At 66.8% G+C, this 25613-nt stretch carries 21 protein-coding genes; 11 read left to right on the top strand and 10 right to left on the bottom strand.

Going from position 1 to position 25613, the window contains the following annotated elements; all coding sequences use genetic code 11:
- Window positions 1-128 precede the first annotated feature (128 nt).
- From B3098_RS00650 to hmpA, 4 genes are all read right to left on the bottom strand, one after another.
- Window positions 129-1037 carry a DMT family transporter gene (locus B3098_RS00650; RefSeq protein WP_286890085.1) on the bottom strand — a complete coding sequence of 303 codons (909 nt, stop codon included), beginning with the start codon at window positions 1035-1037 and terminating at the stop codon, window positions 129-131.
- A gap of 206 nt (window positions 1038-1243) precedes the next feature.
- Window positions 1244-2491, bottom strand: a complete 1248-nt coding sequence (locus B3098_RS00645) for a D-amino acid dehydrogenase (protein ID WP_239213870.1) — start codon at window positions 2489-2491, stop codon at window positions 1244-1246.
- A gap of 107 nt (window positions 2492-2598) precedes the next feature.
- Entirely contained in the window at window positions 2599-3036 is a 438-nt protein-coding gene (locus B3098_RS00640) for an Rrf2 family transcriptional regulator (protein ID WP_175185039.1), read from the bottom strand.
- Window positions 3037-3095: 59 nt separating this feature from the next.
- A complete protein-coding gene (gene hmpA / locus B3098_RS00635; protein ID WP_286890083.1) occupies window positions 3096-4313 on the bottom strand; it encodes an NO-inducible flavohemoprotein in 1218 nt (405 codons plus the stop codon).
- Window positions 4314-4461: 148 nt separating this feature from the next.
- Between hmpA and B3098_RS00630 the strand changes: the two genes are divergently transcribed.
- A complete protein-coding gene (locus B3098_RS00630; RefSeq protein ID WP_286890080.1) occupies window positions 4462-4920 on the top strand; it encodes a GatB/YqeY domain-containing protein in 459 nt (152 codons plus the stop codon).
- 39 nt (window positions 4921-4959) lie between these two features.
- Here B3098_RS00630 and dinB read toward each other — a convergent pair whose 3' ends face one another.
- Window positions 4960-6057 carry a DNA polymerase IV gene (dinB, locus tag B3098_RS00625; RefSeq protein WP_286890078.1) on the bottom strand — a complete coding sequence of 366 codons (1098 nt, stop codon included), beginning with the start codon at window positions 6055-6057 and terminating at the stop codon, window positions 4960-4962.
- 75 nt (window positions 6058-6132) lie between these two features.
- On the opposite strand from dinB, the gene B3098_RS00620 reads away from it, so the two are divergent.
- Window positions 6133-6555, top strand: a complete 423-nt coding sequence (locus B3098_RS00620; RefSeq protein ID WP_175124060.1) for a PaaI family thioesterase — start codon at window positions 6133-6135, stop codon at window positions 6553-6555.
- Window positions 6556-6572: 17 nt separating this feature from the next.
- On the opposite strand, the gene B3098_RS00615 is transcribed toward B3098_RS00620, so the two are convergent.
- Window positions 6573-7028, bottom strand: a complete 456-nt coding sequence (locus B3098_RS00615) for a BPTD_2524 family lipoprotein (RefSeq protein ID WP_175124059.1) — start codon at window positions 7026-7028, stop codon at window positions 6573-6575.
- Window positions 7029-7183: 155 nt separating this feature from the next.
- Here B3098_RS00615 and B3098_RS00610 point away from each other — a divergent pair, with 155 nt between their 5' ends.
- Entirely contained in the window at window positions 7184-9100 is a 1917-nt protein-coding gene (locus B3098_RS00610; RefSeq protein WP_175124058.1) for a S9 family peptidase, read from the top strand.
- Here B3098_RS00610 and B3098_RS00605 read toward each other — a convergent pair.
- On the bottom strand, window positions 9090-10319 hold the full coding sequence (locus tag B3098_RS00605; RefSeq protein WP_175124057.1) for a GGDEF domain-containing protein: 1230 nt from the start codon (window positions 10317-10319) through the stop codon (window positions 9090-9092). The genes B3098_RS00610 and B3098_RS00605 overlap by 11 nt on opposite strands.
- A gap of 598 nt (window positions 10320-10917) precedes the next feature.
- Between B3098_RS00605 and pgaA the strand changes: the two genes are divergently transcribed.
- Genes pgaA through pgaD form a run of 4 tightly spaced genes read left to right on the top strand, consistent with a single transcriptional unit; the run spans window position 10918 to window position 17167 of the window.
- Window positions 10918-13335 carry a poly-beta-1,6 N-acetyl-D-glucosamine export porin PgaA gene (gene pgaA, locus B3098_RS00600; RefSeq protein ID WP_286890074.1) on the top strand — a complete coding sequence of 806 codons (2418 nt, stop codon included), beginning with the start codon at window positions 10918-10920 and terminating at the stop codon, window positions 13333-13335.
- A gap of 21 nt (window positions 13336-13356) precedes the next feature.
- The gene (gene pgaB / locus B3098_RS00595; protein ID WP_286890072.1) at window positions 13357-15390 is read left to right on the top strand and encodes a poly-beta-1,6-N-acetyl-D-glucosamine N-deacetylase PgaB; all 2034 of its coding nucleotides are present in this window, start codon (window positions 13357-13359) and stop codon (window positions 15388-15390) included.
- On the top strand, window positions 15387-16724 hold the full coding sequence (gene pgaC, locus B3098_RS00590; RefSeq protein ID WP_286890071.1) for a poly-beta-1,6-N-acetyl-D-glucosamine synthase: 1338 nt from the start codon (window positions 15387-15389) through the stop codon (window positions 16722-16724). The genes pgaB and pgaC overlap by 4 nt, the downstream gene beginning before the upstream one ends.
- On the top strand, window positions 16721-17167 hold the full coding sequence (gene pgaD / locus B3098_RS00585; protein ID WP_286890069.1) for a poly-beta-1,6-N-acetyl-D-glucosamine biosynthesis protein PgaD: 447 nt from the start codon (window positions 16721-16723) through the stop codon (window positions 17165-17167). Before pgaC ends, pgaD begins: the two co-directional genes overlap by 4 nt.
- A gap of 13 nt (window positions 17168-17180) precedes the next feature.
- On the opposite strand, the gene B3098_RS00580 is transcribed toward pgaD, so the two are convergent.
- The gene (locus B3098_RS00580; protein ID WP_286890067.1) at window positions 17181-18437 is read right to left on the bottom strand and encodes an MFS transporter; all 1257 of its coding nucleotides are present in this window, start codon (window positions 18435-18437) and stop codon (window positions 17181-17183) included.
- 184 nt (window positions 18438-18621) lie between these two features.
- On the opposite strand from B3098_RS00580, the gene B3098_RS00575 reads away from it, so the two are divergent.
- The gene (locus B3098_RS00575) at window positions 18622-19437 is read left to right on the top strand and encodes an AraC family transcriptional regulator (RefSeq protein ID WP_286890065.1); all 816 of its coding nucleotides are present in this window, start codon (window positions 18622-18624) and stop codon (window positions 19435-19437) included.
- 97 nt (window positions 19438-19534) lie between these two features.
- The gene (locus tag B3098_RS00570) at window positions 19535-22153 is read left to right on the top strand and encodes a penicillin-binding protein 1A (RefSeq protein ID WP_286890063.1); all 2619 of its coding nucleotides are present in this window, start codon (window positions 19535-19537) and stop codon (window positions 22151-22153) included.
- 58 nt (window positions 22154-22211) lie between these two features.
- On the opposite strand, the gene B3098_RS00565 is transcribed toward B3098_RS00570, so the two are convergent.
- Entirely contained in the window at window positions 22212-22925 is a 714-nt protein-coding gene (locus B3098_RS00565; RefSeq protein ID WP_286890062.1) for a metallophosphoesterase, read from the bottom strand.
- A gap of 191 nt (window positions 22926-23116) precedes the next feature.
- Between B3098_RS00565 and B3098_RS00560 the strand changes: the two genes are divergently transcribed.
- Both B3098_RS00560 and B3098_RS00555 read left to right on the top strand, forming a co-directional pair.
- Entirely contained in the window at window positions 23117-24289 is a 1173-nt protein-coding gene (locus tag B3098_RS00560) for a PepSY-associated TM helix domain-containing protein (protein ID WP_286890061.1), read from the top strand.
- Window positions 24286-24483, top strand: coding sequence for a hypothetical protein (locus B3098_RS00555; protein WP_175138522.1), 198 nt, complete (start codon window positions 24286-24288; stop codon window positions 24481-24483). The genes B3098_RS00560 and B3098_RS00555 overlap by 4 nt, the downstream gene beginning before the upstream one ends.
- Window positions 24484-24647: 164 nt before the next feature.
- Here the strand turns inward: B3098_RS00555 and B3098_RS00550 are convergent, their stop codons facing one another.
- Window positions 24648-25472 carry an aldo/keto reductase gene (locus B3098_RS00550; RefSeq protein ID WP_175124046.1) on the bottom strand — a complete coding sequence of 275 codons (825 nt, stop codon included), beginning with the start codon at window positions 25470-25472 and terminating at the stop codon, window positions 24648-24650.
- Between the last annotated feature and the right edge of the window lie 141 nt (window positions 25473-25613).

Below are 25613 nucleotides of genomic sequence, written 5' to 3'. Positions count from 1 at the left end.
CCTCACCGCGCAAAGCGGCCACTATGCGGCGGCTGCGGGCGCCTGTCTTGAACGCCCGTGAATGCGTGGCTGAGTTTGCCGTCACGAGCGCGGCGAGTGCGACAAGCTCGAACGACCGTGATTGCCGGCTAGGCCTTGCCTGCCGCCAGCGCGCGTCCGGCGCCGAACAGCGGCCGCTGCACGGTCTGCGCCAGCAGCACGCCCGCCAGGGTGACCGCGCCACCCAGCACGTGATAGCTGTGCAGGCGTTCGCGCAGCATCACGAAGGCGGCCAGCGCCGTAAACAGCGGCAGCAGGTTGATGAAAATGCTGCAGCGGTTGGGCCCCAAGCGCTGCACGCCTTCGATCCACAGATACGACAGCAACACCGACGAGAAGATGCCGGCATACAGAATGAGCGGCACCGTATTGACGTCCAGCGCCGCTTGCGCTGCCGGCACGCGCAGGTAGAGCGGGAACATGTAGATCAGCGCGAAGATGGATTGCACGAAGGTGGACTGCCAGGCGGGCACCGGCACTTTCCAGTGGCGCAGCAGCACGCCGTACAGCGCATACGACAAGGCGGCCAGCAGCATCAGGCCGTCGCCCACGTGCACACCGTGCTGGAACACGCTGAGCATGTCGCCCTGCCCCACCAGATACAAAAGGCCCAGGAACGACAACGCGCCGCCGGCGGCCATGCCGAGCGTCAGCGGATCGCGCAGGATCACCACGCTGAGCAACATGCTGAGCAGCGGAATCAGCGCGGTCAGGATGGCCATGTTGGTGGCGGTGGTGGTCTCTGCCGCCCGGTAGGACAGCGCCTGGAACACGGCCGCCGACAGCGCGCCGTACAGCGCCAGCTTGGGCCAGTGCCGCAGGATGACCCGCCGGTTGCGCCACGCCGGACGGGCCGTGAACAGCCCCATCAGGAACAGCGCCAGCAGCAGGCGGTAGAAGGTGATGGCGGTAGGCGAAATGGCGCTGGCGGCCATCTTGGAGACGATGACGTTGCCCGCCCAGAACAGGATGGCGAACAACGGAAAGAGAAAGGACATGGCGATGAACTCGAAGGATGGATCGGCTCCTTCGCTGCCGCCGATTGCGGCGGCGTGCAAAGAATGATCGCTATCCTATTGAGCCGGCATCAGCCCGTCTGCCGATGAAATGGCATCGGCTATTGCGAAATGGACATTGCCTGTTGCGGCGCGCAGGGCGACAGAGGCAGGGCTCAGGCGCCAGGCTCCAGGTTCGGGCTTAGCGGTCAGGGCTTGAACGGCGCCGGGTCCAGCGGCAACTCCATTCCCCCCATCTGCGCGGTCAGCAACGCCGCGCTGCCGCAGGACAAGGTGAAGCCCAACGCCCCCTGCCCCACGTTCAACCACAGATTGTCCGCCGCGGGGCTGCGACCGATCAGCGGCTTGCCGGTCGGCGTGGCCGGGCGCAGACCCGCCCACGGAATGGCCTGACGCAGGTCGAGCTGCGGGAAAGCTTCGAGCACCTGCTGCTTGAGCAGACTGATGCGCGCCGGGTCGATGTCGGCGTTGTTGCTGCCGATGTCCACCATGGCCGCGATCCGCAGCACGCCGCCCACGCGGGCGTAGACGATGCGCCGTTCGTAATCGGTGACGCTGATGCGGGGCGCCACGGTGTCGTCCGGCGCCAGCGGCACGGTCAGGCTGTAGCCCTTCAAGGGATAGAGCGGCACGTCGTGACCCAGCGGACCGAGCAACGCCCGCGTGCCGATGCCGGTGGCCAGCACCACGGCGTCCGCGCCGATGTCGCCGTCGCGCGTATTGACCGCGACGATGCGGCGGCCTTCGCGCTGCAGGCCGGAAACGGGGTTGGACATGGCGCACTGCACGTTACCCATCGTTTGCAGGCGGTCGAACAGCGCTTCGGTGAACTGCCGGCAGTCGCCGGCTTCTTCGCTGGGGGTATAGATGGCGCCCGCCAGGCTGGCGCCCATGCCGGCCAGCGCGGGTTCGCGCGCCACGGCCTGCGCGGCGTCCAGCACCTGCTGGTCTGCGCCGTGCGCCGCCTGGTAGGCCACCAGCGCGCGCGCCTTTTCCAGCAGATCGGGGCTGCGGTACGCAATGAGCTTGCCGTTCTTCAGGTGGCCGAACGCCAGGTCTTCCTGTTCCAGCAGCGAATGCATGACGTCGCGGCTAAGGTAGGACAGCGTCAGCATCTGCGCGGTGGACGCCTTGGCCACCGATGCGCGGCAGGCCAGCGCGAACTGCAGGCACCAGCGCCATTGATGCGGGTCCAGCCGGGGCCGGAATCGCAGCGGCGAGTCATGGCGCAGCAGCCATCCCGGCACGCTGGGCAGCACGCCAGGCCCGGCAAGCGGCGCCACATAGCTGTAGCTGAGCTGGCCGCCGTTGGCATAGCTGGAGACTTCCGCCGGGCGGGGCTGGCTGTCGACCAGCACCACCTCATGTCCCTGGCGCGCCAGGAAATAGGCCGACGTCACACCGACCACGCCGGCGCCGATCACACAAACGCGCATACCGTTATCCAAGAAGACCGCGAACGGGCCCATTCTGTAACGGCCGCCCCCGCGCCGGCAAATGCCAAACGCCGCAGGGGCCATAACCAAACATCATGCCCGGGGCTTCAGGCCACCCGATGCAGCTTGATGATGGCGGCGGCGGTGGGTTCGCGGACCAGATCGGCCAGCGTGTAGCCATTGAGCGTGTCGTAGAACGCCTGCAGGGTCTTCGCCAGCACGCCGGACAGCCGGCACACGCCATCCAGGGCACAGGGCGGTTCGCGGCAATCGATCAGGGGGCCCTGCTGTTCGAGTTCCCGCACCAAATCGCCCACCCGGTACTCCGTGGCGGGGCGGGCGAGGCTGAGCCCGCCGCCCTTGCCGCGCGTGGTGCTGACCCAGCCGCGCTGCGACATGAAGTGCACCACCTTCACCAGATGATTGCGGGACAGGCCGAAGCGATCCGCGATCTCGGGAATCGTGACGGCGACGGGCCGGTCGCGGCATTGCGTCAGATACATCAGGACGCGCAGGCCGAAGTCGGTGAATCGGTTCAGTTGCATGATGGGTGGGGAGCGTGGCCCGGGCGGCCCGGAAACATCAGGCGGCCAGGATACACCGCTCAGGCGCCGGGGCCGCCAGTGCCGAACGCCTCGGCGTGGATGCGGTCTTCGGCCACGCCCAGCCCCAGCAACGCTTCACGCTGGGCACGCATGAAGGCCGCCGGTCCACACAGGTAGTAATCGGCCCCGGGGACGATGGCCTCATCGCGAATGGCGTGCAGGTCGACGCGCCCCGTGTGGTCGTAGTCGCGGCCGGCCTGGTCGCCGTGGCCCACCTCTTCGTAGAACACCGCCTTGCGCACGTTGGCGCGGGACGCCGTAATGTCGTTCACGTGCTCGCGCATGGCGTGGACCGCGCGGTTGCGGCAGCCGTGCACGAAGCGGATCTGGCGTTCGTCGTTGGCCCGCACCAGGTGGTTCAGGATCGACACCATGGGCGTCAGGCCCACGCCACCGCTCAGCAGCACGACGGGGGCATCGCCGTCTTCGCGCAGGTGGAAATCACCTTGCGGCGGCGCCACGTCCAGCACGCCGCCCTCTTCCAGACGGTCGTGCAGCGCGTTGGACACGCGGCCCGCCGGCGTCTGATCGCCGGCCGGCTCGCGCTTGACCGAGATGCGCAGGCGATCGTGGCCCGGCGCGTCCGACAGGCTGTATTGGCGCGGTTGCATCAAGCCCAGTTCCGGCACGAACACGCGCACGGACACGTATTGACCCGGGCGGTATGCCGGCACGGTGCCGCCGTCTGCAGGGGCCAGGTAGAAAGAAGTGATTTCGGCGCTTTCGGGCTGCTTGCCCACGACGCGGAACGCGCGCCAGCCCGTCCAGCCGCCCGGCTTGTTGGCCGATTCCGCATACAGACGCGCCTCTTCGGCGATTAGCAGGTCCGCCAGCTGGCCATAGGCCGCGCCCCAGGCATCGACGAGTTCGTCGGTGGCGGCATCGCCCAGCACTTCACGGATGGAAGCCAGCAGATGCTTGCCCACGATGGCGTAGTGTTCGGGCCGGATGCCCAGGCTGACGTGCTTGTGCACGATGCGCGTCACCACCGGCATCAGCACCGAGGGATCGTCGATGTGCTCGGCATACGCGGTCACCGCGCCGGCCAGCGCATGCTGCTGCGCGCCGCCCGCCTGGTGGGCCTGGTTGAACACGTGCTTGAGTTCCGGATTGTGCTGGAACATGCGCGCGTAGAAATGCTTGGTCAGGGCGACGCCATGAACTTTCAGGACAGGGGCCGTGGCCTTGACCAGCTCGCGGATTTGGGGGCTCAACATCAACTGCTCCTTGAATGGCGAACGGGCTCGCCTTTAAACATATATTTATAATACATCTTTAAATCCGAATGGCGAAATCGGCTTGGCGACGTCGTGCCCCGGCCCGGTTTACACTTCCCGGTTACCGCAACACCACAAAGGTTTACCGATGAGCACTGCTACGCTCAAGACCCGCCTGTCCGACGCCGTCAAGGACGCGATGCGCGCCAAGGCCAGCGAGCGACTGACCACGCTGCGTTTCCTGCTGGCCGCCGTCAAGCAGAAAGAAGTTGACGAACGCCGCGACCTGTCCGACGCTGAAATCACCACCATCATCGAAAAGCAGGTCAAGCAGCGCCGCGAGTCGATCGCCGCGTTCGAGCAGGCCGGCCGCACGGAAACCGCCGAGCAGGAAAAAGGCGAACTGGCCGTGCTGCAGGAATTCCTGCCCCAGGCCGCCACCCCCGAGGAAGTGGCCGCCGCCATCGACGCCGCGCTGGCTGAAGTCGCCGCGCAAGGCGTGACGGGCGCGCCCGCGATGGGCAAGGTGATGGCTATCCTGAAGCAGAAGCTGGCCGGCCGCGCCGACATGACGGCGCTGTCGCAACAAGTGAAGGCCCGCCTGTAAAGGTCGCATTGTCGGGCCCGCATCCCATAGGGCCCGGCTTTAGAAGGCCCCTCCGAACAGATCCGGCTGGCGCGACTGCTCGCCCGGATCTGCGAAGTTGCTCATCCCCACCCCCGCCAGCCGGTACAGCGTGTCCGGCGGCAGTTCCACGCGTTCGCACAGCAGCCGCGCCAGCGCGGCCAGCTCCATGGCCGACGTTGGCGGCTGGGCGCAGGTCTGGCTGCGCGTCAGGATGCGGAAGCGGTCGGTCTTCAGCTTGAGCACCACCGTGCGTCCCAAGGCGCCCTTCTTCAGCGCCTGATCCCACACTTTTTCCGCCATGCGGTCCAGGGCGTCGCCCACGGCCTCCAGCCGGACGTCGTTGGAAAACGTGGTTTCGGCCGACACCTGTTGCAACGGCTGGTCGGTCTGGACCTCGCGTTCGTCGATGCCGCGCGCCAGCTCGTACAGCCGCCGGCCATAGCGGCCAAAGTAGTGCTCCAGCTCCTGAGCGCTGTGCGTGGCCAGGTCGCCCACGGTCTGGATGCCAAGCTGCTCCAGGCGCGCCTGCGTGACCTTGCCCACGCCCGGCACCTTGCGCACGGGCAAGGGTTCCAGGAATGCCAGCACCTTGCTGGGCCGCACCACAAAAATGCCGTCGGGCTTGTTCCAGTCCGACGCGATCTTGGCCAGGAATTTGTTCGGGGCCACACCGGCCGACGCGGTCAGTCCGGTTTCCTCGCGGATCTGCTGGCGAATCACCTGCGCCACCTCGGTGGCCGATGGCAGCCCGCATTTGTTGACCGTCACATCCAGGTAGGCCTCGTCGAGCGACAAGGGTTCGATCAGGTCGGTATGGCGGGCGCAGATCTGCCGCACCTGTCGCGACACGTCGCGGTAGCGGTTGAAATCGGGCGGCACGTAGATCGCGTGCGGACAGAGGCGTTCGGCCTTGATGGCCGACATGGCGGAATGGATGCCGTAGCGCCGCGCTTCGTAGGACGCCGCGCACACGACCGAGCGCGGTCCGGTCCAGGCCACCACCACCGGCTTGCCGCGCAGGTCGGGATTGTCGCGCTGCTCCACGGACGCGTAAAACGCATCCATGTCCACATGCACGATTTTGCGCGCAGACTGCGCTGAAGCCTGCCCCGTCATGACCTCAATCCCGTGGCAAAAACATATATTATGACCGGCGGCAATCCGCTATCCCTTCTCGCCCACGACGGTTCCATGACTGCACCCGCCTCCGCCAAAACCGACTACTTCGGCCTGACCATTCCCTTCATGAGTTTCATCGGCCTGGTGCCGGAAAGCATTGCGCCCGCCTATGCCCGCACGACGCTGCCGTGGCGCGAAGACCTGACCAACAGCCGCGGCGACGTGCACGGCGGCACGTTGATGAGCGTGCTGGACTTCACCTTGAGCGCCGCCGCGCGCGGCTCCGCGGACGCCACCGAGGGCATGGCCACCATCGACATGAACACTACGTTCCTGTCTCCCGGCACGGGCGATCTGGTCATCGAAGCGCGCTGCCTGCGCCGCGGCGCGTCCATCGCCTTCTGTGAGGGCGACATCCGCCGTGCCGACGGTGAACTGGTGGCGCGCGCCACCGCCACCTTCAAGATCATCCGCCGCCGTCCGGGCGGCGACTGATCTATTTTCGTTCTGCCTTACTTCGGCAGATCGCGCGTCGGCTTGACGGGCGGGCGCGGATCCAGCGGCATGTACGTGCTGCACGACACCAACCCGTAATACACCGCGTCCTGCATCGCGCGCATGGCAGCGGGGTCCCACGTGCCCTTGCCCCACATCACGATGCGCACGTCCGTGGACTTCGGCCCCTCGGACTTCAGGTCAACGCGCGACATCTCGCGATCGGAATACGGCGCCAGCACACGCACCACACCGGATTGCGCGCTTTCGTTCAGGTCGGAAACGACGCGGTAGGCGTTGTCGGTGCTGCGCAGGCACGCGTTGGACTGGCGGATGACCGCATCGTAGGCGTCCTTGAAGGCCACTGGCGCCTTGAATTCGCTGTGCGGCGACGCGCTGTCCGGCGAAATGCCGAGCGAGCAGCCGGCCAGCCCCAGGGCCAGCGCCGAGGCCGCGACCAGATTCCTGTACATGTAAATCTCCAGAAGAAGTGCCGCGATTATCCCGCAAACCGCCTGGCGGCATAAGTGGCGCCGGATCGGCGGGGCCGGTTCGACACCCCTTGCGCGGCTATGGCATTATCGACCAGCCTATTTGCAACGCGGATCGACATCACGGAGGTTTCCCCTTGTTCTCATTTCTGCGCACCGTCCTGGCTGCCGGCATCGTCGGCGCCTCCCTGGGTGCCTGCGCCACGCAGCCGCCTCCCCGCGCCTATCCCCTGAAAGATTTCTTCCGCAATCCTGAGCGCGGCTATTTCCGGCTGTCCGACGACGGCCAGACGCTATCGTTCATGCAGCCGACCAGCGTGGACGGCAACCCCGCCCGCATGAACATCTACGTGCAGCCGCTGCAAGGCAGCCAGCTCGTTGGCGAGCCGCGCCAGCTGACCAGCGAGACCGCGCGCGACATCAGCGGCTATTTCTGGAAAGGCCCGGACGTGGTGCTGTACCAGAAGGACTTTGGCGGCGACGAAAACTTCCACGTCCTGGCCGTCAACGCCAAGACCGGCAAGATCACGGACCTGACCCCGTACGAGGGCGTGCGCGCCGGCATCGAGGACGACCTCGAAGACGACCCCGACCACGTGCTGATCAGCCACAACCAGCGCAACCCCGAGGTCTTCGACGTCTACCGCGTCAACGTCCACACCGGCGCGGCCGTGCTGGTGGCGCAGAATCCGGGCAACATCGTCGGCTGGCAGACCGACCACGCGGGCAAGGTGCGCGCCGCCGTCGCCAGCGACGGGCTGAACACCACCCTGCTCTACCGCGACGACGAAGCGTCCGACTTCCGCCCGCTCATCACCACCGACTACCGCACCAGCGTCAGCCCCGCATTCTTCACGTTCGACGACAAGAAGTTCTACGCGCTGAGCAACCGCAATCGCGACAAGCTCTCGCTGGTCGTCATCGACCCGGCCACGCCGGACGCCGAGGATGTCATCTTCACGCCCGAGGCCGTCGACCTGGACGGCGCCGCGTTCTCGCGCAAGCGCCGCGTGCTGACCGTGGCGTCCTACCAGACCGACAAGCCGCAATACAAGTTCTTCGACGCGGAAACCGAAGCGCTGTACAAGACGCTTGCCGATCTCCTGCCGGGCTACGACGTCGTCATCCAGGGCGGCAACCGCGACGAGAACAAATTCATCGTGGCGGCCTACAACGACCGCACGCCCGGCGCGCGCTACATCTACGACGCCGTGGCCGGCACGCTGACCAAGCTGGCGGACCTGAACCCGGCCATCCCCGAGGCTGACATGTCGCGGGTGCAGCCCATCAGCTATCAGAGCCGCGACGGCCGGACCATCCACGGTTACCTCACGCTGCCCGCCGGCCGCGAACCCAAGAACCTGGCCTGCGTCGTCAATCCGCACGGCGGCCCGTGGGCCCGCGACGGCTGGGGCTACAACCCCGAAGTGCAATTCCTGGCCAACCGCGGTTTCTGCGTGCTGCAGATGAACTTCCGCGGCTCCACCGGATACGGCCGCGACTTCTGGGAAGCCGGCTTCGGGGAATGGGGCCTGAAGATGCAGGACGACATCACCGACGGCGTGCAATGGCTGGTCGAGCAAGGCATCGCCGACCCCAAGCGCATCGGCATCTATGGCGCCAGCTACGGCGGCTACGCCACGCTGGCCGGCGTGGCCTTCACGCCGGACCTGTACGCCGCGGCCGTGGACTACGTGGGCGTATCGAACCTCTTCACGTTCATGAAGTCCATTCCGCCGTACTGGAAACCCATGCTGGACAAAATGCAGGACATGGTGGGCGACCCGGTGCGCGACCGCGACCGCCTGACCGCGACTTCACCGGCGCTGCACGCGGACAAGATCAAGACGCCGCTGTTCGTCGCGCAGGGCGCCAAGGATCCACGCGTGAACAAGGACGAGAGCGACCAGATGGTCTCGGCGCTCAAGGCCCGCGGTGTGGACGTGGAATACATGGTCAAGGACAACGAAGGCCATGGCTTTCACAACGACGAGAACAAGTTCGAGTTCTACGAGGCCATGGAGAAGTTCCTGACGGAACACCTCAAGCCGTAGTCCCTGCGGTTTCCGCTTCCAGGGCATTCGCGGCGGCCGGCAGGCCGCCGCTTGTCTTGACGACGCCGCGGCCGCTCCAGGCCATTTCCACGCGGTCCCGCCCCTGCTCCTTGGCCCGGTACAACGCCACGTCGGCCCGCGCCAGGATGACGTCGGCGCTGTCGCCCGGCTGGTAGGACGCCAGCCCGCCGCTGGTGGTCAGCTGCACTTCCAACCCCTGCAGATAGAGCGGCATGTCGCGCAAGGCGTCGCAGACGCGCTGCGCCTGCACCAGCGCGCTCGCCGGATCGCAGTCGTACATCAGCAGCACGAACTCCTCGCCGCCCAGGCGGCCGAAGCGATCGCTCGAACGGACCGCATTCTGCACCACGCGCGCGAAGTGACGCAGCGCGGTGTCGCCGCCCGCGTGGCCGTAGCGGTCGTTGATGGATTTGAAGTGATCGATGTCCAGCACCAGCACCGCCAGCTTGCCGCCCGTGCGCTCACAGCGCAGCAGCTCGTGTTCAAGCTCGTCCATGATGCTGCGCCGCGAATAGGCTTGCGTCAGGCTGTCGAACGTCAGCGCGGCCTGCATCTTTTCGGCCTGGCTGGTCTGGATCATGAAGAGCAGCGCCAGGAAGAGTCCGGGCACCGTGACCGAGCCGCACACAATGAAAAAGAGGCTCCAGGCCGAGGGCTGCAGCAGCGACACCGGCGTCTCCACGCCCGCGCCGTAGACATATCCGCGCAGCGCGTGCAACGCTACCACCCCAAAAAATGCCAGCAGCAGATACAGCACGACGCCTTTTGTTTTGATGCGCCTGCGCTGCCGGAAGATGACGGCGCCGGTCGCTGCCATCAGCACGCAGGTGTAGACGGAATACAGCACCATGCGCCACACCAGGCTGTCGCTGCGGTACAGCAGCAGGGCAAAGCCGAAGGTGCAGAGCGAGCACAACAAGGTGGTGCGCAGGATATGCGGATGCATGCCGAAGAACTGGCGCACGCCGATGTACACCAGCGCGGCGGAACAGGCCCAAGCGGCGTTGGACACCATCACATAGGCGGCGGGCGGGATCATCTCGGCCGACGCGTAGGCCAGCAGGGACAGCACGGCCAGCGCGTTGGCCGCCATGAACGCAGGCACGCCTTCGACGCCGCGGACGTGAAAGGGCAGCAGCAACGGCAACGCCAGCGCCGTGGCCAGGCCCCACATCAGGAAAAACAAGCTAGTCGTCATGGTTCGCTCGGGCTCAGGCTCGTCGGCCCGCCCCGCCGTTGGGACTGCAGTTGCACTGGGTTCGCGCAAGCAAAGCGCGTTACACGTCAGCATTCTTGATGCTTTTTGTTACGAGAATGGCGAAAGGACGCGCATGACGTTTGCCCTGCTGGGCAACGCGCGTCCGTCCGACCAGAACCTTTACCGCCGCGCCAAGACGATTGCACGGCCTGCGACGAGAGAATACGCCAAGGCGCCTTCGCCGTGACGCCCCCTTTGCAGTAATTGACAGTTAACCCGCGCAATTTTCCGTAAAGTTCCATCCGTCGACGGCGCAGCACAAGCGCCGCGATCACGCCCCACGGGCGTGGCGCGTACTAGCCATGCACTCCGATAGCGCGAGTGCGAAGGTCCCCGTAGCGGGCGCCGCGCAAGTCCCAATCAAACGTTCATTTCCGCGCTGCAGGCGCCTGGTTCGCCTGTGGCCGCCCTTGCCGGGTGCTCGCGCCCGTCCGGCGTGGCGGAGCCATGGACGCCCCGAATTGCCACTGCGGATGTCATACAGATGCCAATCGAACGAACCAGGCGGTCAAACGCCGTTGGACCCAGACTGAACTTGATGGCGGCCAGCGCAATGCTCGCGCCCGTGCTGACGCTGGCCGCCCCGTCAAGCCACTACGACGCGCTGATCGAGCGCGCTCGCGCCGGCGACTACGAACCTGCGCTGGAAATGCTGCGCGCGCAGGGCAGCGCCGCGGGCGTGCGGCCCGTTTACGACCGGATCGTCATCGCCGGCTGGGCGGGCAAGCCTGACGAAGCCATCGTCGCGTACGAGACGCTGCCGGCCGGCGCAGTGCCGCCGGCCAACGTCCAATTGGCCGTGGCGCGGGCTTACCGCGACCAGCAGCGCTGGCCGCAGGCGCTCGACGCCTACCGCCAGGGGATGCGCCGCCATCCGGGCGAAGCCGCCTTCGCGGCGGGCGAGATCATGACGCTGGCGGACGCCGGACAATTCCCAGCCGCGATCGCCGCAGGTGAGAAACGCATCGCCCGTCAGCCGCGCGACGCCGACGCCCGGCTGGCCCTCAGCTACGTCTACGCGCGCCAGTCCCAACCATTTGAAGCCCTGCATCAGGCCGACCAGGCACTGGCGCTGGCGCCCGCCACGCCCTACGTGCTGCGCGAATACATCCGGGCGCTTCAGGGCGCCCGCATGGCCGACGTGGCGCTGGACTGGGCGCGTCGCCATGAAACGCTGTTTACCGCGGCCCAGATGCGCACGCTGCAGGCCGACGCACTGGCGCAGGAGGCGCGGCTGGCGGCCATGCCCGCACGCGGCGAGGCCGAACGGTTTGCCATCGCCGACCGCGCGCTGGCCGGCTACGACGCCGCGATTGCCGATTGGCGCAAACTGGGCGAAGACGCCCGCGCCGACGTGCTGCGCGCCCGCATCGACCGCCTGCACGCCCTGCACGCGCGGGTGCAGATGCAGACGCTGATCCAGGAATACGAGGCGCTCCTGGCCGGAGGCGTCGACGTACCGCGCTACGCGCTGAGCGACGTGGCCTCCGCCTATCTGTACCTGCGCCAGCCCGAGCGCGCCCGCGACCTGTACCGGCAGGTGGCCAACAGCGACAGCGCGCCCGGCGACGATCCGGCGCAGCGTCTGGCCACGCAGACCGGCCTGTACTACGCGCTGGCCGAAGGCGAACAGTTCGACGAAACGCCCCCGATCACGGACGCCGTCCAGGCCGGCTACGCCCCCTGGCTTTACTACAAGGGCCAGGCCACGCGCATGCCCAACGACCTGAACCTGGAAAGCCGCCAAACGCTGGCCGCCACGCACCTTCAGGCCGACGACACCATCGAGGCCCACCAGCGCCTGGCGCAGATGGTGCAGCAGGCGCCCAACAATTCCGCGCTGCGCAGCGATCTGGCCACCGTCCATCGCGCCCGCTCGCAACCACGAGCCTCGGAAATCGAACTGAAGCTGGCGGAGACGCTGGCGCCGCGCGACCTGGCGGTGGAGAACGGCCAGGGCTTCACGGCGATGGACCTGCAGGAATGGCGTCAGGCCGAAGCGCTATCCGCCGACACGCTGACCCGCTCGCCCGAAAACCTGACCAGCCGGCGGCTGGCCCGCGAGTGGGAGGTCCACCGCAAGGCCGAACTGCGCATCACCGGCTACCGCGGCCTGGCCTCGGACAGTCCGGTCACCGGCAATGGCGATTTCGGCATCGACGCCGTGCTGTATTCCCCGCCCATGGGCTACGACTGGCGCGTCTTTGGCGGCGGCGGCTACGCATCGGGTGACTTCGAGGAAGGCCGCGGCATCTACCGCTGGCTGCGCACCGGCGTGGAGTGGCGCGTGCGCGATCTGACGGTGGAAGGCGAAGTCTCCACCAACGACTACGGCCACGGCGTCAAGCCCGGTGCGCGCTTGTCCGCCGCCTACGACCTGAACGACCACTGGCAGGTGGGCGGCTCGGCCGAAATCCTGTCGCGCGACACGCCGCTGCGCGCGCTGACCAACGATGTCTCGTCCAACGGCCTGTCGGTGTACGTGCGCTGGCGCGCCGACGAGCGGCGCGAATGGACCCTGTCGGCCGCCCCGTCCCGTTTCAGCGACGGCAACACCCGTTGGGCATTCGGACTGACTGGCCGCGAGCGCGTCTACACCGCGCCGCACCTGAAGGCCGACCTGGAATTGGGCCTGTCCACCCAGCACAACAACCGCGACGACGCGCCCTACTTCAACCCCAGCGCCGATTTCCTGGCCCTGCCCGGCGTGCGGCTGACGCACACGCTGCATCGCCGCTACGAAACCGCATGGGAACAGATCGGCACGCTGGGCGCCGGCACTTACAGCCAGCAGGGCTACGGCACGGGCGGCGTCGTCGCGCTGGGCTACGGCCAGCGCTACCGCGCGAACGACGTGCTGGACATGGGCTTCATGGTCACCGGCACCAGCCGGCCCTACGACGGCGAGCGCGAGCGTGAACTGCGCGTCGTCTTCGACCTTGCCTACCGCTTCTGACCTGGTTTTTCCGGAAACGACATGATGCTCAAACTGCATACCCGGCTGCTCCTGGCCGGCATCCTGTTCCTCATGATCCTGGCGCTGACCGCCTGCGCCAAGGACATCCCCGTCTATACGCCGCCCGCCGAACGCCCGGTCGCGGCCATCGACAAACCGTGGGTCAATGGCCAGTTCCTGGCCCTGGCCTATCACGACGTTGAAGACGACGACCCCGATCAGGCCTTTCTCAGCGTGCGCACGGACCGGCTTGCTGAACAGCTGGCCTGGCTGCGCGCCAACGGCTATGAGGCCGTGTCGGTGGATCAGATCCTGGCCGCCCGGCAAGGCGGCAAGCCGCTGCCCGACCGCGCCGTCCTGCTGTCGTTCGACGACGGCTATCGCAGCTTCCATACCCGCGTGCTGCCCATCCTGAAAGCCTACGGATGGCCGGCGCTGCTGGCGCCCGTGGGCGTCTGGATGGACACCCCGTCCGACCGCCCGGTGGATTTCGGCGGCACGCCCGAGGCCCGCAACCGCTTTTTGAACTGGGACGAGATCCGCGAGATCTCGCGCTCCGGGTTGGTGGAGATTGCCGCGCACACGGACGCCTCGCACTACGGCGCGCTGGCCAACCCGCAGGGCAACACTGAGCCGGCCGCCGCCATCCGCGCCTTTGATGCGCGCACCGGCCAGTACGAGACCGAGGCGCAGTTTGACGCCCGCATGGGCCGCGACGTGGCCGCCATCACGGAAAAGATCCGCGCGGCCACCGGCAAGAAGCCCCGCGTATGGGTCTGGCCCTATGGCGCGGAAGGCGGCTCCACGCTGCGCATCACCGCCGAGAACGGCTACGAGATGGCGCTGACACTGGAAGACGGACCCGGGCGCCTGTCCCGCCTGATGTCCACGCCGCGCATGCTGCTGGCCAGCGATCCGGCGCTCAAGTCCTTTGCCAACAGCGTGGTGGGCATGGAGGCCGACCCCTTCATGCGCGTCGCGCACATCGACCTGGACTACGTCTACGACCCGGACCCGGAACAGACCGACCGCAACCTGGGCGTGCTGGTGCAGCGCATCCTGGACATGCAGATCAACACGGTGTTCCTGCAGGCCTATTCCGACCCGCAGGGCGATGGGCTGGTGAAGTCGCTGTACTTCCCGAACCGCTGGTTGCCGATGCGCGCAGACCTCTTCAACCGTGCCGCCTGGCAACTGCACAACCGCGCCAACGTGATGGTCTACGCCTGGATGCCCGTGCTGGCCTTCGACATGGACCCGGCCTTGCCGCGCGTCGAGCGCTGGGATCTGGACACCGGACAGGTGGCGCCCGACCCGGACCAGTACCGCCGCCTGTCGCCCTTTGACGCCACCGTGCGCGCGCGCATCGGCGATCTGTACGAAGACCTGGCGCGCCAGGCGATCTTCGATGGCATCCTGTTCCACGACGACGCGCTGCTGTCGGACTTCGAGGACGCCAGCCCCGGCGCGCTGGCCGCGTACCGCGCGGCGGGGTTGCCGGGCAGCATCGCGGAACTTCGTGCGGATCCGGAAACGATGCAGCGCTGGACCCGCTACAAAAGCCGCCATCTGGTGGACTTCACCATGGCGCTCGCCGAGAAGGTGCGCGCCGTGCGTGGACCGCAGATCAAGACGGCCCGGAACATCTACGCGCAGCCCATCCTGAATCCGGAAAGCGAAACCTGGTTCGCGCAGAACCTGGACGACTTTCTGGCCGCCTACGACTGGACCGCGCCGATGGCGATGCCGCTGATGGAAAACGTGGCGCCCGGCAAGGAAAACGCGTGGCTGGACGCGCTGGTCGACACCGTCGCCCGCCGGCCCGGCGCGCTGTCCAGGACCGTGTTCGAACTGCAAAGCCGCGACTGGCGCACCGGCCCCGGCCGGCCCGACGCCACACCGGTGGACACCGACGTGCTGGCCGGCTGGATGCGCCGCCTGCAACTGCGCGGCGCCCGCAGCTTCGGCTACTACCCCGACGACTTCTCGCAAGACCAGCCCCGGTTGCAAGGCATCCGGCCCGCCATCTCCGAAGCCTGGTATCCCCTCCAATGACTGATCGATTGATTGCCCTGCTGATTCTTTGCGCGGTGCTCGGCGCGCCGTTTGGATTCACCCTGATGCTGACCGGCGAAGCGCTGCTGGGCTTCGTGTTCTTCTATCCGCTGTTCATGTCCGGCATGTGGATGGCGGGCGGCATCTACTTCTGGTGGCACTGGGAGCGCCACTGGGCATGGGGGGCTGAACGCACCCCGCCCGAACTGGCCGGCTCGCCGCTGGTGTCGATTCTGGTGCCGTGCTTCAACGAAGCCGACAACGGCGAAGAAACCCTGCTTGCGGCGCTGAACCAGAACTATCCGCACATCGAAGTCATCGCCATCAACGACGGGTCGACCGACGGCACGGCCGCGCTGCTGGACCGCATGGCCGCCGAACACGCGCGCCTGCGCGTCGTGCATCTGGCGCAGAACCAGGGCAAGGCCATGGCGCTGCGCATGGGCGCACTGGCGGCCCGCAGTGAATACCTGGTGTGCATCGACGGCGACGCCCTGCTCGATCCCGATGCCGCCGCCTATCTGGTGGCGCCGCTGATCGACAACCCGCGCGTCGGCGCCGTCACCGGCAACCCGCGCATCCGCACCCGTTCCACACTGATCGGGCGCATCCAGGTTGGCGAGTTCTCTTCGATCATCGGACTCATCAAGCGCACGCAGCGCGTGTACGGGCAGGTCTTCACGGTGTCGGGCGTCGTCGCCGCGTTCCGCCGCGTGGCGCTGGACCGCGCGGGCTACTGGAGCCTGGACATGATCACCGAGGACATCGACATCAGCTGGAAGCTTCAGCGCGACCACTGGTCCATCTTCTACGAGCCGCGCGGGCTGTGCTGGATCCTGATGCCCGAGACCCTGCGCGGATTGTGGAAGCAGCGGCTGCGCTGGGCGCAGGGCGGCGCGGAGGTGTTCCTGAAGAACCTGCGGTCGATCTGGAACTGGCGCCACCGCCGGCTGTGGCCGCTGATGGCCGAGTTCTGCCTGTCGACCGCCTGGGCATTCGCGTTCGGGCTGTCGGTGGTGCTGTGGCTGGTCAGCCAGGTCGTCGCGCTGCCCAACAACATGCAGATCGCCAGCCTGCTGCCGCCAGCCTTCACCGGCATGATGCTGGCGGTCGTGTGCCTGCTGCAGTTCGCCGTCAGCATCCTGATCGACCGCCGCTATGAGCCGGGCCTGGCGCGCGCGCTCTACTGGGTCATCTGGTATCCGCTGGCCTACTGGATGGTGAGTCTCTTCACCACGCTCGTCAGTTTCCCCAAGGTCATGCTGCGCAAGCAGGCCCAGCGCGCCCGCTGGACCAGTCCCGACCGCGGCATCAAATCACCGGAGGCATCATGATCATCACCACGCAACGCTCGCGCGCGGGCTATCTGTTCGACTTTGCGCTGACCGCCTTTGGCTGGTTCGCGTTCCTCTACCTGTTTGGCGCCGGCATCCTGGCCATTCTGCGCGGGGCCGCCAGCGGCCCGGACGCGCCGCTGCTGCCCGTCTTTCTGCCGACGGTGCAGACCTTGTGGGGCTACGCCGTGCTGGCCGTGGTCAACGCGGCGGTGCTGGTGGCGTGGGCCGTGTACAACCACCGCCGCTTTGGCGGCAAGGACCGCCGCAAGCCGATCCGCCCGCTGACCGACCAGCGCCTGGCCAAGAGCTTTGAAGTCAGCGCCGACCAGTTGACGCAACTGCGCGCCACCCGCGTCGCCGTGATCCACCACGGCAGCGCGGGGCAGATCGACGGCATCGAGCACCGCCTGCCGCGCCTGCAATCGCTGCGGGCGGGCTGACGGAACGGCGGGCCTACACCCGCCGCATCTTCGGCAACAGAATCGCCACCACGCCCAGCAGCGGCAGATACGCACACAACTGATAGACGTAGCCGATGCTGGTGGCATCGGCCACCCTGCCCAGCACCGCAGCGCCCAGGCCGCCCATGCCGAAGGCAAAGCCGAAGAACAGGCCCGCGATCATGCCCACCTTGCCCGGCACCAGCTCCTGGGCATAGACCACGATCGCGGAGAAGGCCGACGCCAGCACCACGCCGATGATGACGACGAGCACGCCCGTCCAGAAGAGATTCGCGTGCGGCAGCATCAGCGTGAAAGGCGCCACGCCCAGGATCGACACCCAGATCACGATCTTGCGGCCGATCCGGTCGCCGACCGGTCCGCCCACCACGGTGCCCACCGCGACGGCGGCCAGGAACAGGAAGAGATACAACTGCGCCTCGCGCACCGACAGCGCAAACTTGTCGATCAGGTAGAAGGTGAAGTAGCTGTTCAGACTGGCCAGGTAGAAGTATTTCGAGAACACCAGCACGCCCAGCACCCCCAACGCGCCCAGCACCTGATTGCGCGTCAAGCCGTTGCCCGCGCCCTCGCGCCGCGCGCGCGGCTTGAGCAGCACGCGGTTGGCGCCATACCAGCGCCCGATCCACATCAGCACCACGATGCCGAACAGCGCCGCCAGCGAGAACCACGCCACGCTGCCCTGCCCGTGCGGAATGATGAACAGCGCGGCCAAGAGGGGCCCCAGCGCCGATCCCACATTGCCGCCCACCTGGAACAGCGACTGCGCCAGCCCGTGCCGCCCGCCCGACGCCATGCGCGCCACGCGCGACGATTCGGGGTGGAACACCGACGAGCCCGTGCCCACCAACACCGCCGCCACCAGCAGCCAGCCAAACGACGGCGCCATCGACAGCATCAACAAGCCCACCAGCGTGAAGCCCATGCCCACGGGCAGCGAGTACGGCTTGGGGTTCCGGTCGGTATAGAAACCGATGAACGGCTGAAGCAGCGACGCGGCAAGCTGGTAGACCAACGTGATCAGCCCGATCTGCGTGAACGTCAGGCTGAACGAGTCCTTGAGCATGGGATAGATGGCGAGCAGGATCGACTGGATCATGTCGTTCATCAGGTGCGCCACGCTGATCGCGCCCAGCACCTTGAAGGCGGTGGAGGGATCGGAGGCGGCGGGCGACCCCGCGGCGGGAGGGGCGGGTGCGGCAGAGGTCGAGGCAGACAGGCCGGCAGCGGGATTCTGGGCGGAGTTCATGAGTCGCACGAAGAAAATGGACAAGCCGGCCACTCGCCGGAACCAGGCATCAGTGTAGAAATCCGGCGCCGGCGTGATCTGCCATTTTTCGTCGAGAAAGTGACAACCGCTATGCCAACCCGATGGCAGAATAGGCGCCATGCGCTTCCGGGCGCCTCCTCATCCTTTTGTCGGAAGTGACACCATGGTCGTCCGCCCTCCCCCCGATCCGGCCCGCAGCATCAACGCGCAGGACTACCAGCATCGTCCGCGCGTCGTCACGGCGATGGCCAAGGAATTTTCCCCCGGCGCGCAGACCGGTCCCCATACGCACCCCCGCGCCCAGCTCATCTATGCCGTCGATGGCGTGATGCGCGTCACCACGCCCAGCGGCTTCTGGGCCCTGCCGCCGTTGCGCGCGCTATGGGTGCCGGCGGGCGTGCCGCACGGCGTCGACATGGTTGGCGCGGTCTCGATGCGTTCCCTTTACATTCAGGCCGACGCGGCCCGGGACTACTGGCCCGAGTGCCAGGTGATCGAGGTCAGCGGCCTGCTGCGGGAATTGATTCTGGCGTTGACGGCCGAGCCCATCGACTACCCGCTCGGGGGACGGGTCGAACAGATCGCGGGGTTGATCCTGGCTGAGCTGGCCGCCGCGCGCATCGTGCCCATTCAGATCCCGTGGCCGCGCGACCGGCGCCTGCAAGCCATCTGCGCGGCCATTCTGGACCAGCCCGGCCTGCAACGCGGCATCGAGGACTGGGGCAGCGAAGTCGGCGCCAGTGCGCGCACGCTGATCCGATTGTTTCAATCCGAACTTGGACTGAATTACAGACAGTGGGTGCAGCAGGTGCGGCTGGCTGATGCGGTGTGCCGGCTGTCGATGGGCGTGCCAGTGGCGCGCATTGCGGCGGACCTCGGCTACCGCAGCGCCAGCGCCTTCTCCGCCATGTTTCATCGGGCACTGGGCGCCCCACCCCAGCGTTATCTGCAATCCGTCCCCGGGGCCTCGCCAACCTGAACAAAAGCTGAATATCCGCTCACATGGGCAGATTTCGTTACCGAAACCTTATTGCGCCCTGGGCGGTCTATAGCGTTCTGCCCTAGAATCGCCTGCAATGAGCAATCCCCAGCAATCCTCCGCCAACCCGGGCGGCAAATCGGGCCTCCCCTGGAAACCTCTCCTGGTCAAAGCGGGCATCGCCGCCGCCGGCGCAGCCGTGTGCGGCGCCGTCGTGCTTGGCCTCGCACTGGCCCTGGCGTGGCCCAGCCTGCCCGACCTGCACGCGATGACCGATTACCGGCCACGCGTGCCCCTGCGCATCTACACCGCGGACAAGGTGCTCATCGGCGAATACGGCGAAGAGCACCGCAACGTGCTGCGTTTCGACGAGATCCCCCCGGTCATGCGGCAGGCCGTTCTGGCGGCCGAGGACGACCGTTTCTACAGCCACGGCGGCGTCGACTGGATGGGCGTCGCACGCGCCGTGCTGACCAACATCGTCAAGGGTTCCAAGTCCCAGGGCGGCAGCACGATCACCATGCAGGTCGCGCGCAATTTCTATCTGTCGTCGGAAAAGACGTATTCGCGCAAGTTCTATGAACTGCTGCTGACGTTCAAGATCGAATCCGAGCTCACCAAGGACCAGATCCTCGAGCTCTACATGAACCAGATCTACCTGGGCCATCGCGCCTATGGTTTCGCGGCCGCCTCGCGCACGTACCTGGGGAAGCCGCTGTCGGAGGTCACGCCCGCCGAAGCCGCCATGCTGGCCGGCATTCCGAAGGCGCCCTCGCGTTTCAATCCGATCACCAATTACCCGCGCGCCGAGATCCGCCAGCATTACGTGCTGGGCCGCATGAAGACGCTGGGCTACCTGACGCCGGAGCAGACCGACGAAGCCCTGCAACAGCGCATCACGATCCGCGGCGCGGACGGCAGCAGCACGCGCGGCTTTGCGGTGCACGGCGACTATCCGGCAGAACTGGCCCGCCAGCTGATGTATGGCGTGTTCCAGGAGAACACCTACTCGTCGGGCATCGACGTCTACACCACGATCGATTCCAAAGCGCAGGAAGCGGCTTACCGCGCCGTGCGCGACGGCATCATCGACTACACCCGCCGCGCCGTTTATCCGGGCCCGGAAGACCAGGTCGAGCTGCCCGACGGCGTGGAACAGGACCCCCAGGCGCTCGACGAGATCCTGGACGGCGTGCAGGAAAAGTCGCCTGACAGCGAAGACCTGCTTGCCGCCGTCGTGCTGGCCGCCAGCCCCACCGAAGTCACCGTGGCGCGCAGCGGGCGCGACATCATCACCATTTCGGACAAGAAGGCGCTGGCGGTGGTCGCCCGCGCGCTCAATCCCAAGGCCAGCGACGCCCAGCGCATCCGCCGCGGTTCGGTCGTCTACATCCACAAGAACGGCGACAACTGGGAAATCATCAACATGCCGGCGCTGCAGGCCGCGCTGGTGTCGATGGTGCCGCAGGATGGCGCCATCCGCGCCATGATCGGCGGCTTCGACTTCAACCGCGGCCACTTCAACCGCGTCACGCAGGCATGGCGCCAGCCGGGCTCGAACATCAAGCCGTTCGTCTATGCGGCCGCCCTGGAGCGGGGCTTGACGCCCGCCACGCAGATCTCCGATCAGCCCTTCATGCTGACGGCCGAGCAGACCGGTTCCAAGGCTTGGCAGCCCAAGAACGACGGCAACAAGTACGAACCCATGCTGACCCTGCGCCAGGGGTTGATGCGCTCCAAGAACATGGTGTCGATCCGCATCCTGCAGGCGATTTCGCCGCAGTACGCGCAGGACTACCTGACGCGCTTCGGCTTCGATAAATCCCGCTGGCCGGCCGTGTTGCCGCTTGCGCTGGGTGCGGGCGGCGCGACGCCGCTGCAGGTTGTCAATGGCTACAGCGTGTTTGCCAACGGCGGCTACCGTGTCACGCCCTACCTCATCGACCACGTCACGGACCGCTCCGGCAACGTGCTGATGAAGACCCAGCCCGTCGTGGCCGGCGACGCGCAGGCGCGCGCCATCGACCCGCGCACGGCCTGGGTCATGGACGACATCCTGCGCGACGTCACGGTCAACGGCACCGCCGCCCGCGCGCATCAGGTGCTCAAGCGCAACGACATCGGCGGCAAGACCGGCACCACGAACGATGCCGTCGACGTCTGGTTCTCGGGTTTCACGCAGACGCTGGCCACCACCGTCTGGATGGGCTTTGACCAACCCAAGTCGCTGGGCACCAACGAGTTCGGCAGCGGCCTGGCACTCTCCACCTGGCTCGACTACATGCAGCCGGTACTCAAAGACGTGCCGCAAGCCAAGCCGGCGCCGCGCCCGGACGGCCTGCTGGTGGACAACGGCGAATACTATTTCTCCGAATTCCCGCCCGGCCAGGCGGTGGCCTCGCTGGACCTGTCTTCCGGCGACGCGCTGACCGACTTCCTGAACAACAACCGCTCGACCGACGGCGTCGACACCTCGGTCAAGCCGCTGCCTCCCGGCGGCGCCGCGGCTCCCGAAGGCAGTCCGATCCAGCCGCCGCTGATGCCGATCCCCGTGCCACGCGCAGACGCCGTCCCCGTCCCGCAGGCGCAGGCCATGCCCGCTGCGGGCGGCGTGCAGACGCCAGCCGTCCCTGCCGCAGCCGCGCCAGCCGACTCGGCCGGCGTAAGCGCCAGCGCCGTGACCGCCCCCGGCGCGGTGACCGCCCGGCCGCTGTAAAAGCTGCGCATCACGCAAAACGGGCGCCTCGGCGCCCGTTTTTCTTGTGCCGTCCGTCCTACTCGGCGGCCGCGGCCTCGGTCACGACCTCGCGGGGCCACGCCTGCAGGGATTCAAGATTCAGAAACGTGAAATAGCCGCCGTTCCAGCCTTCGGTATCGATGTGATACACGTTGCCCAGCGCCAGCGGCGATGCCACCGGGGTGTGCCCCGCCACCACCGCGCGCACGCCCAGGATGCCGGTCCGATCCATCTGGCGCAGACGGTCGCGCGACCACTGGCACGCCGCGCTGGTGCGCTTGTAGCGGTCCTGCAACGCGGACTCCAGCCGGGGCCAGAACAACACCGGACAGTCGGCATGCAGCAGTCCGACCGCGCCGGACGACGTTTCCACTTCGATGGCAATCGGCAGTTGGGCGAAGGCTTCGGCGAACACCTGCTGCCGCTCGGCGGGCAGATCCAGAAACCATCCGCCGCCATAACCGCGCCAGTTCGTCACATCCACCTTGCCGGTGCGCACGTGCCGAATCGCGTAGTCCTCGTGGTTGCCTTGCACCGCGTAGAACCAGGGCTTGGCCAGCCAGTCCAGCGCGGCCTCGTTCTCGGGTCCGCGGTCAACCAGATCGCCCACGGAAAAAAGCCGGTCGCGGGTGGGGTCGAACCCCAATTCATCCAGCGCCTGTTGCAGGCGCGAAAAATGTCCATGCACATCGCCCACCGCGAAATCGCGGCCGGACTCGTTGCGCGGGACCTTGAGAAAACGCTGCTCCATGATGATTCGGGAATACCGCAAGGAAAAATCTGACCCTTCTTTTTAACCCGCTTTGGTCCGTCCCCACAGCCAGCCTCGTCGCCGAAAGGGTCAAATAGCGTTACGAGAATCGAACTTGTTCGTGATAATGTTTTCTCCTTTCCCGTACTGCCCTGAAAAGGAGTGGCGCCAAGCCGCTTCCCGCCGTCGCCATGACCGCCGCGTCCACCATCAAAACCTGGTATCTCGTCCATAAATGGACCAGCCTGGTTTGCACGATCTTCCTGCTCATCATCTGTCTGACCGGCTTGCCGCTCGTGTTCCATCACGAGATCGAGCATTGGCTCGACGACGGCAAGCCCTTGTCTGCCGTACCCGCGGACACCCCGTCCGCCAACCTCGACAAGCTCGTGGCCAACGCGCGAGCCATGTACCCGGATGAAGTCGTCGACTACCTGTCCTTCGACCCCGACGAGCCGCAGGTCTTTGTCGGCATGGCCAAGACGCCCGGCGACGGGCTGGCCTCGGGCCATGCGATCCGCATGGACGCCCGCACGGGCGACGTGCTGCTCGACGGCCCGCTTTATACCGAAGACAAGTTTTCGTTCATGGGCATCATGCTCGCGCTGCACGTGGACCTGTTCGCCGGCCTGACCGGCGAGTTGTTCCTCGGCTTCATGGGACTGCTGTTTTGCGTGGCCATCGTGTCCGGCGTCGTGCTGTACGGCCCCTTCATGAAGAAGCTGGAATTCGGTACGGTACGCGCCACGCGCTCGACGCGCCTGAAATGGCTGGACCTGCACAACCTGCTGGGCATCGTGACGCTGGTGTGGGCGCTGGTGGTGGGCTTGACCGGCGTCATCAACGAACTGTCCACGCCGCTCTTCCGCCTGTGGCAATCCACCGAACTGCCCCGCGTGCTGGAACCCTACAAGGGTCAGCCCATCCCCACGCAGCTCGCGTCGGCGCAGTTGGTGGCCGACACCGCGCGCAGGGCCATGCCGGGCAACGAAGTATCTTTCATCTCCTTCCCCGGCAACGCCTTCGGCAGCCCGCAGCACTTCATCGCCTGGATGCGCGGCGACTCGCCGCTGACGTCCAAGCTGAACACGCCCGTACTGATCGACGGCCGGACCGGCGCGCTGACGACCGTGGCGAAAATGCCGTGGTATCTGACCGCGCTGGAAGTCTCGCGTCCGCTGCATTTCGGCGACTACGGCGGCCTGCCGCTCAAGATCATCTGGGCGCTGCTGGATCTCGTCACCATCGTGGTGCTGGTGAGCGGACTGTATCTGTGGCTGGCCCGGCGCCGCGCCACCGAAGCGCGCATCAACGAACTCATCAAGAAACACCAGGCTGCGGCCCCGCAAAGGACGCCCGCATGAGCCGCTCAACGAGTAAAGGCAGCCGGGGCTTCCTGTTCGTGTGGGGCGTGCCGATCCTGCTGGGTGCGCTCAGCATCTTTGGCTTGCTGGCGGCCCTGCTGGGCACCGGCGCCTGGCATTGGGCGTCCTGGACCGCGCTGAGCATCCTGCTCGTGGTCATCGTGCGGTACTGGGTGTTCCCGCTCAAGCACTAGCCGAACACATCGCGACGATGGCGGTCCCGCAGACCGCCGCCTAGCCGATGGCGGCCCCGCCAATCGCGGCTCGGCCAATGACGGCCCCGCCGATCAAGGCCCGGACACTACCCCGGCCGGCTGCGCGGTCCCGCTCGCCGCGCCACCCGCCGGGGCGGCTTCCCCTACGCGAACTTCTCGGGATCCGGGCCCAGGCGCGGACCTTCCTTGATGCCGTCGATGGCCGCCATGTCCGCCGCCGACAGCTCGAAGTCGAACACGTCGATGTTCTCGCGGATGCGCTCCGGCGTGACGGACTTCGGTATCACGACCAGGTTGTGCTGCAGGTGCCAGCGCAGCGTCACCTGCGCGGGCGACTTGCCGTGCTTTTGCGCCAGGTCCAGGATCACCTTTTCCTTCGTGATGTTGCCCTGCGCCAGCGGGCTCCAGGACTCGGTCACGATGCCATGCCGCGCATGAAAGGCCCGCAGCGCATTCTGCGTGAACCCCGGATGCAGCTCGATCTGGTTGACGGCGGGGGTGACGCCGGACGCGTCGATCAGGCGTTCCAGATTGGCTTGCGTGAAGTTCGACACGCCGATCGCGCGCGCGCGGCCGTCTTCCTTCATCTCGATCATGGCGCGCCAGGCGTCCAGGAACTTCTCGCTGCCCGCGACCGGCCAGTGGATGAGGTACAGGTCCACGTACGCCAGCCCCAGCTTCTCCAGGCTTTCGTCCATCGCCTTGTGCGCGTCGTCGTAGCCGTGCTTGTCGTTCCAGAGCTTGGTGGTGATGAACAGGTCCTTGCGCGCCACGCCGGCCGACCGCAGGCCCGCGCCCACGCCCGCCTCGTTGCCGTAGATCGCCGCCGTGTCCACCGACCGGTAACCTGCCGCCAGCGCTTCCTTCACGCTGGAGGCTGCCTGATCGTCCGGCACCTGCCAGACGCCCAGGCCCAACTGCGGAATCTTGCCTCCGTCGTTCAATTTCACTGCGGGTACCTTCGCCATAAGACCCTCCGTAGCAAGCGACGCGACCCAGGCGCGGCGAAAACGCGCCCGGTCGCGCAACCAGGGGAGCAGCCGGCCGGACCCCCGGTTGGAAGAGAAAGAAACGGGCCCGACGTGCTGCGCCCGTGTCGCAATACAGCC

The organism is Achromobacter sp. UBA2119 (assembly GCF_002331005.1).
In the GTDB taxonomy this organism is placed as follows: Bacteria; Pseudomonadota; Gammaproteobacteria; order Burkholderiales; family Burkholderiaceae_B; genus Achromobacter; species Achromobacter animicus.
The sequence above is the reverse complement of the archived record's forward strand: the minus strand, read 5'-3'. Positions and strand labels throughout refer to the sequence as shown.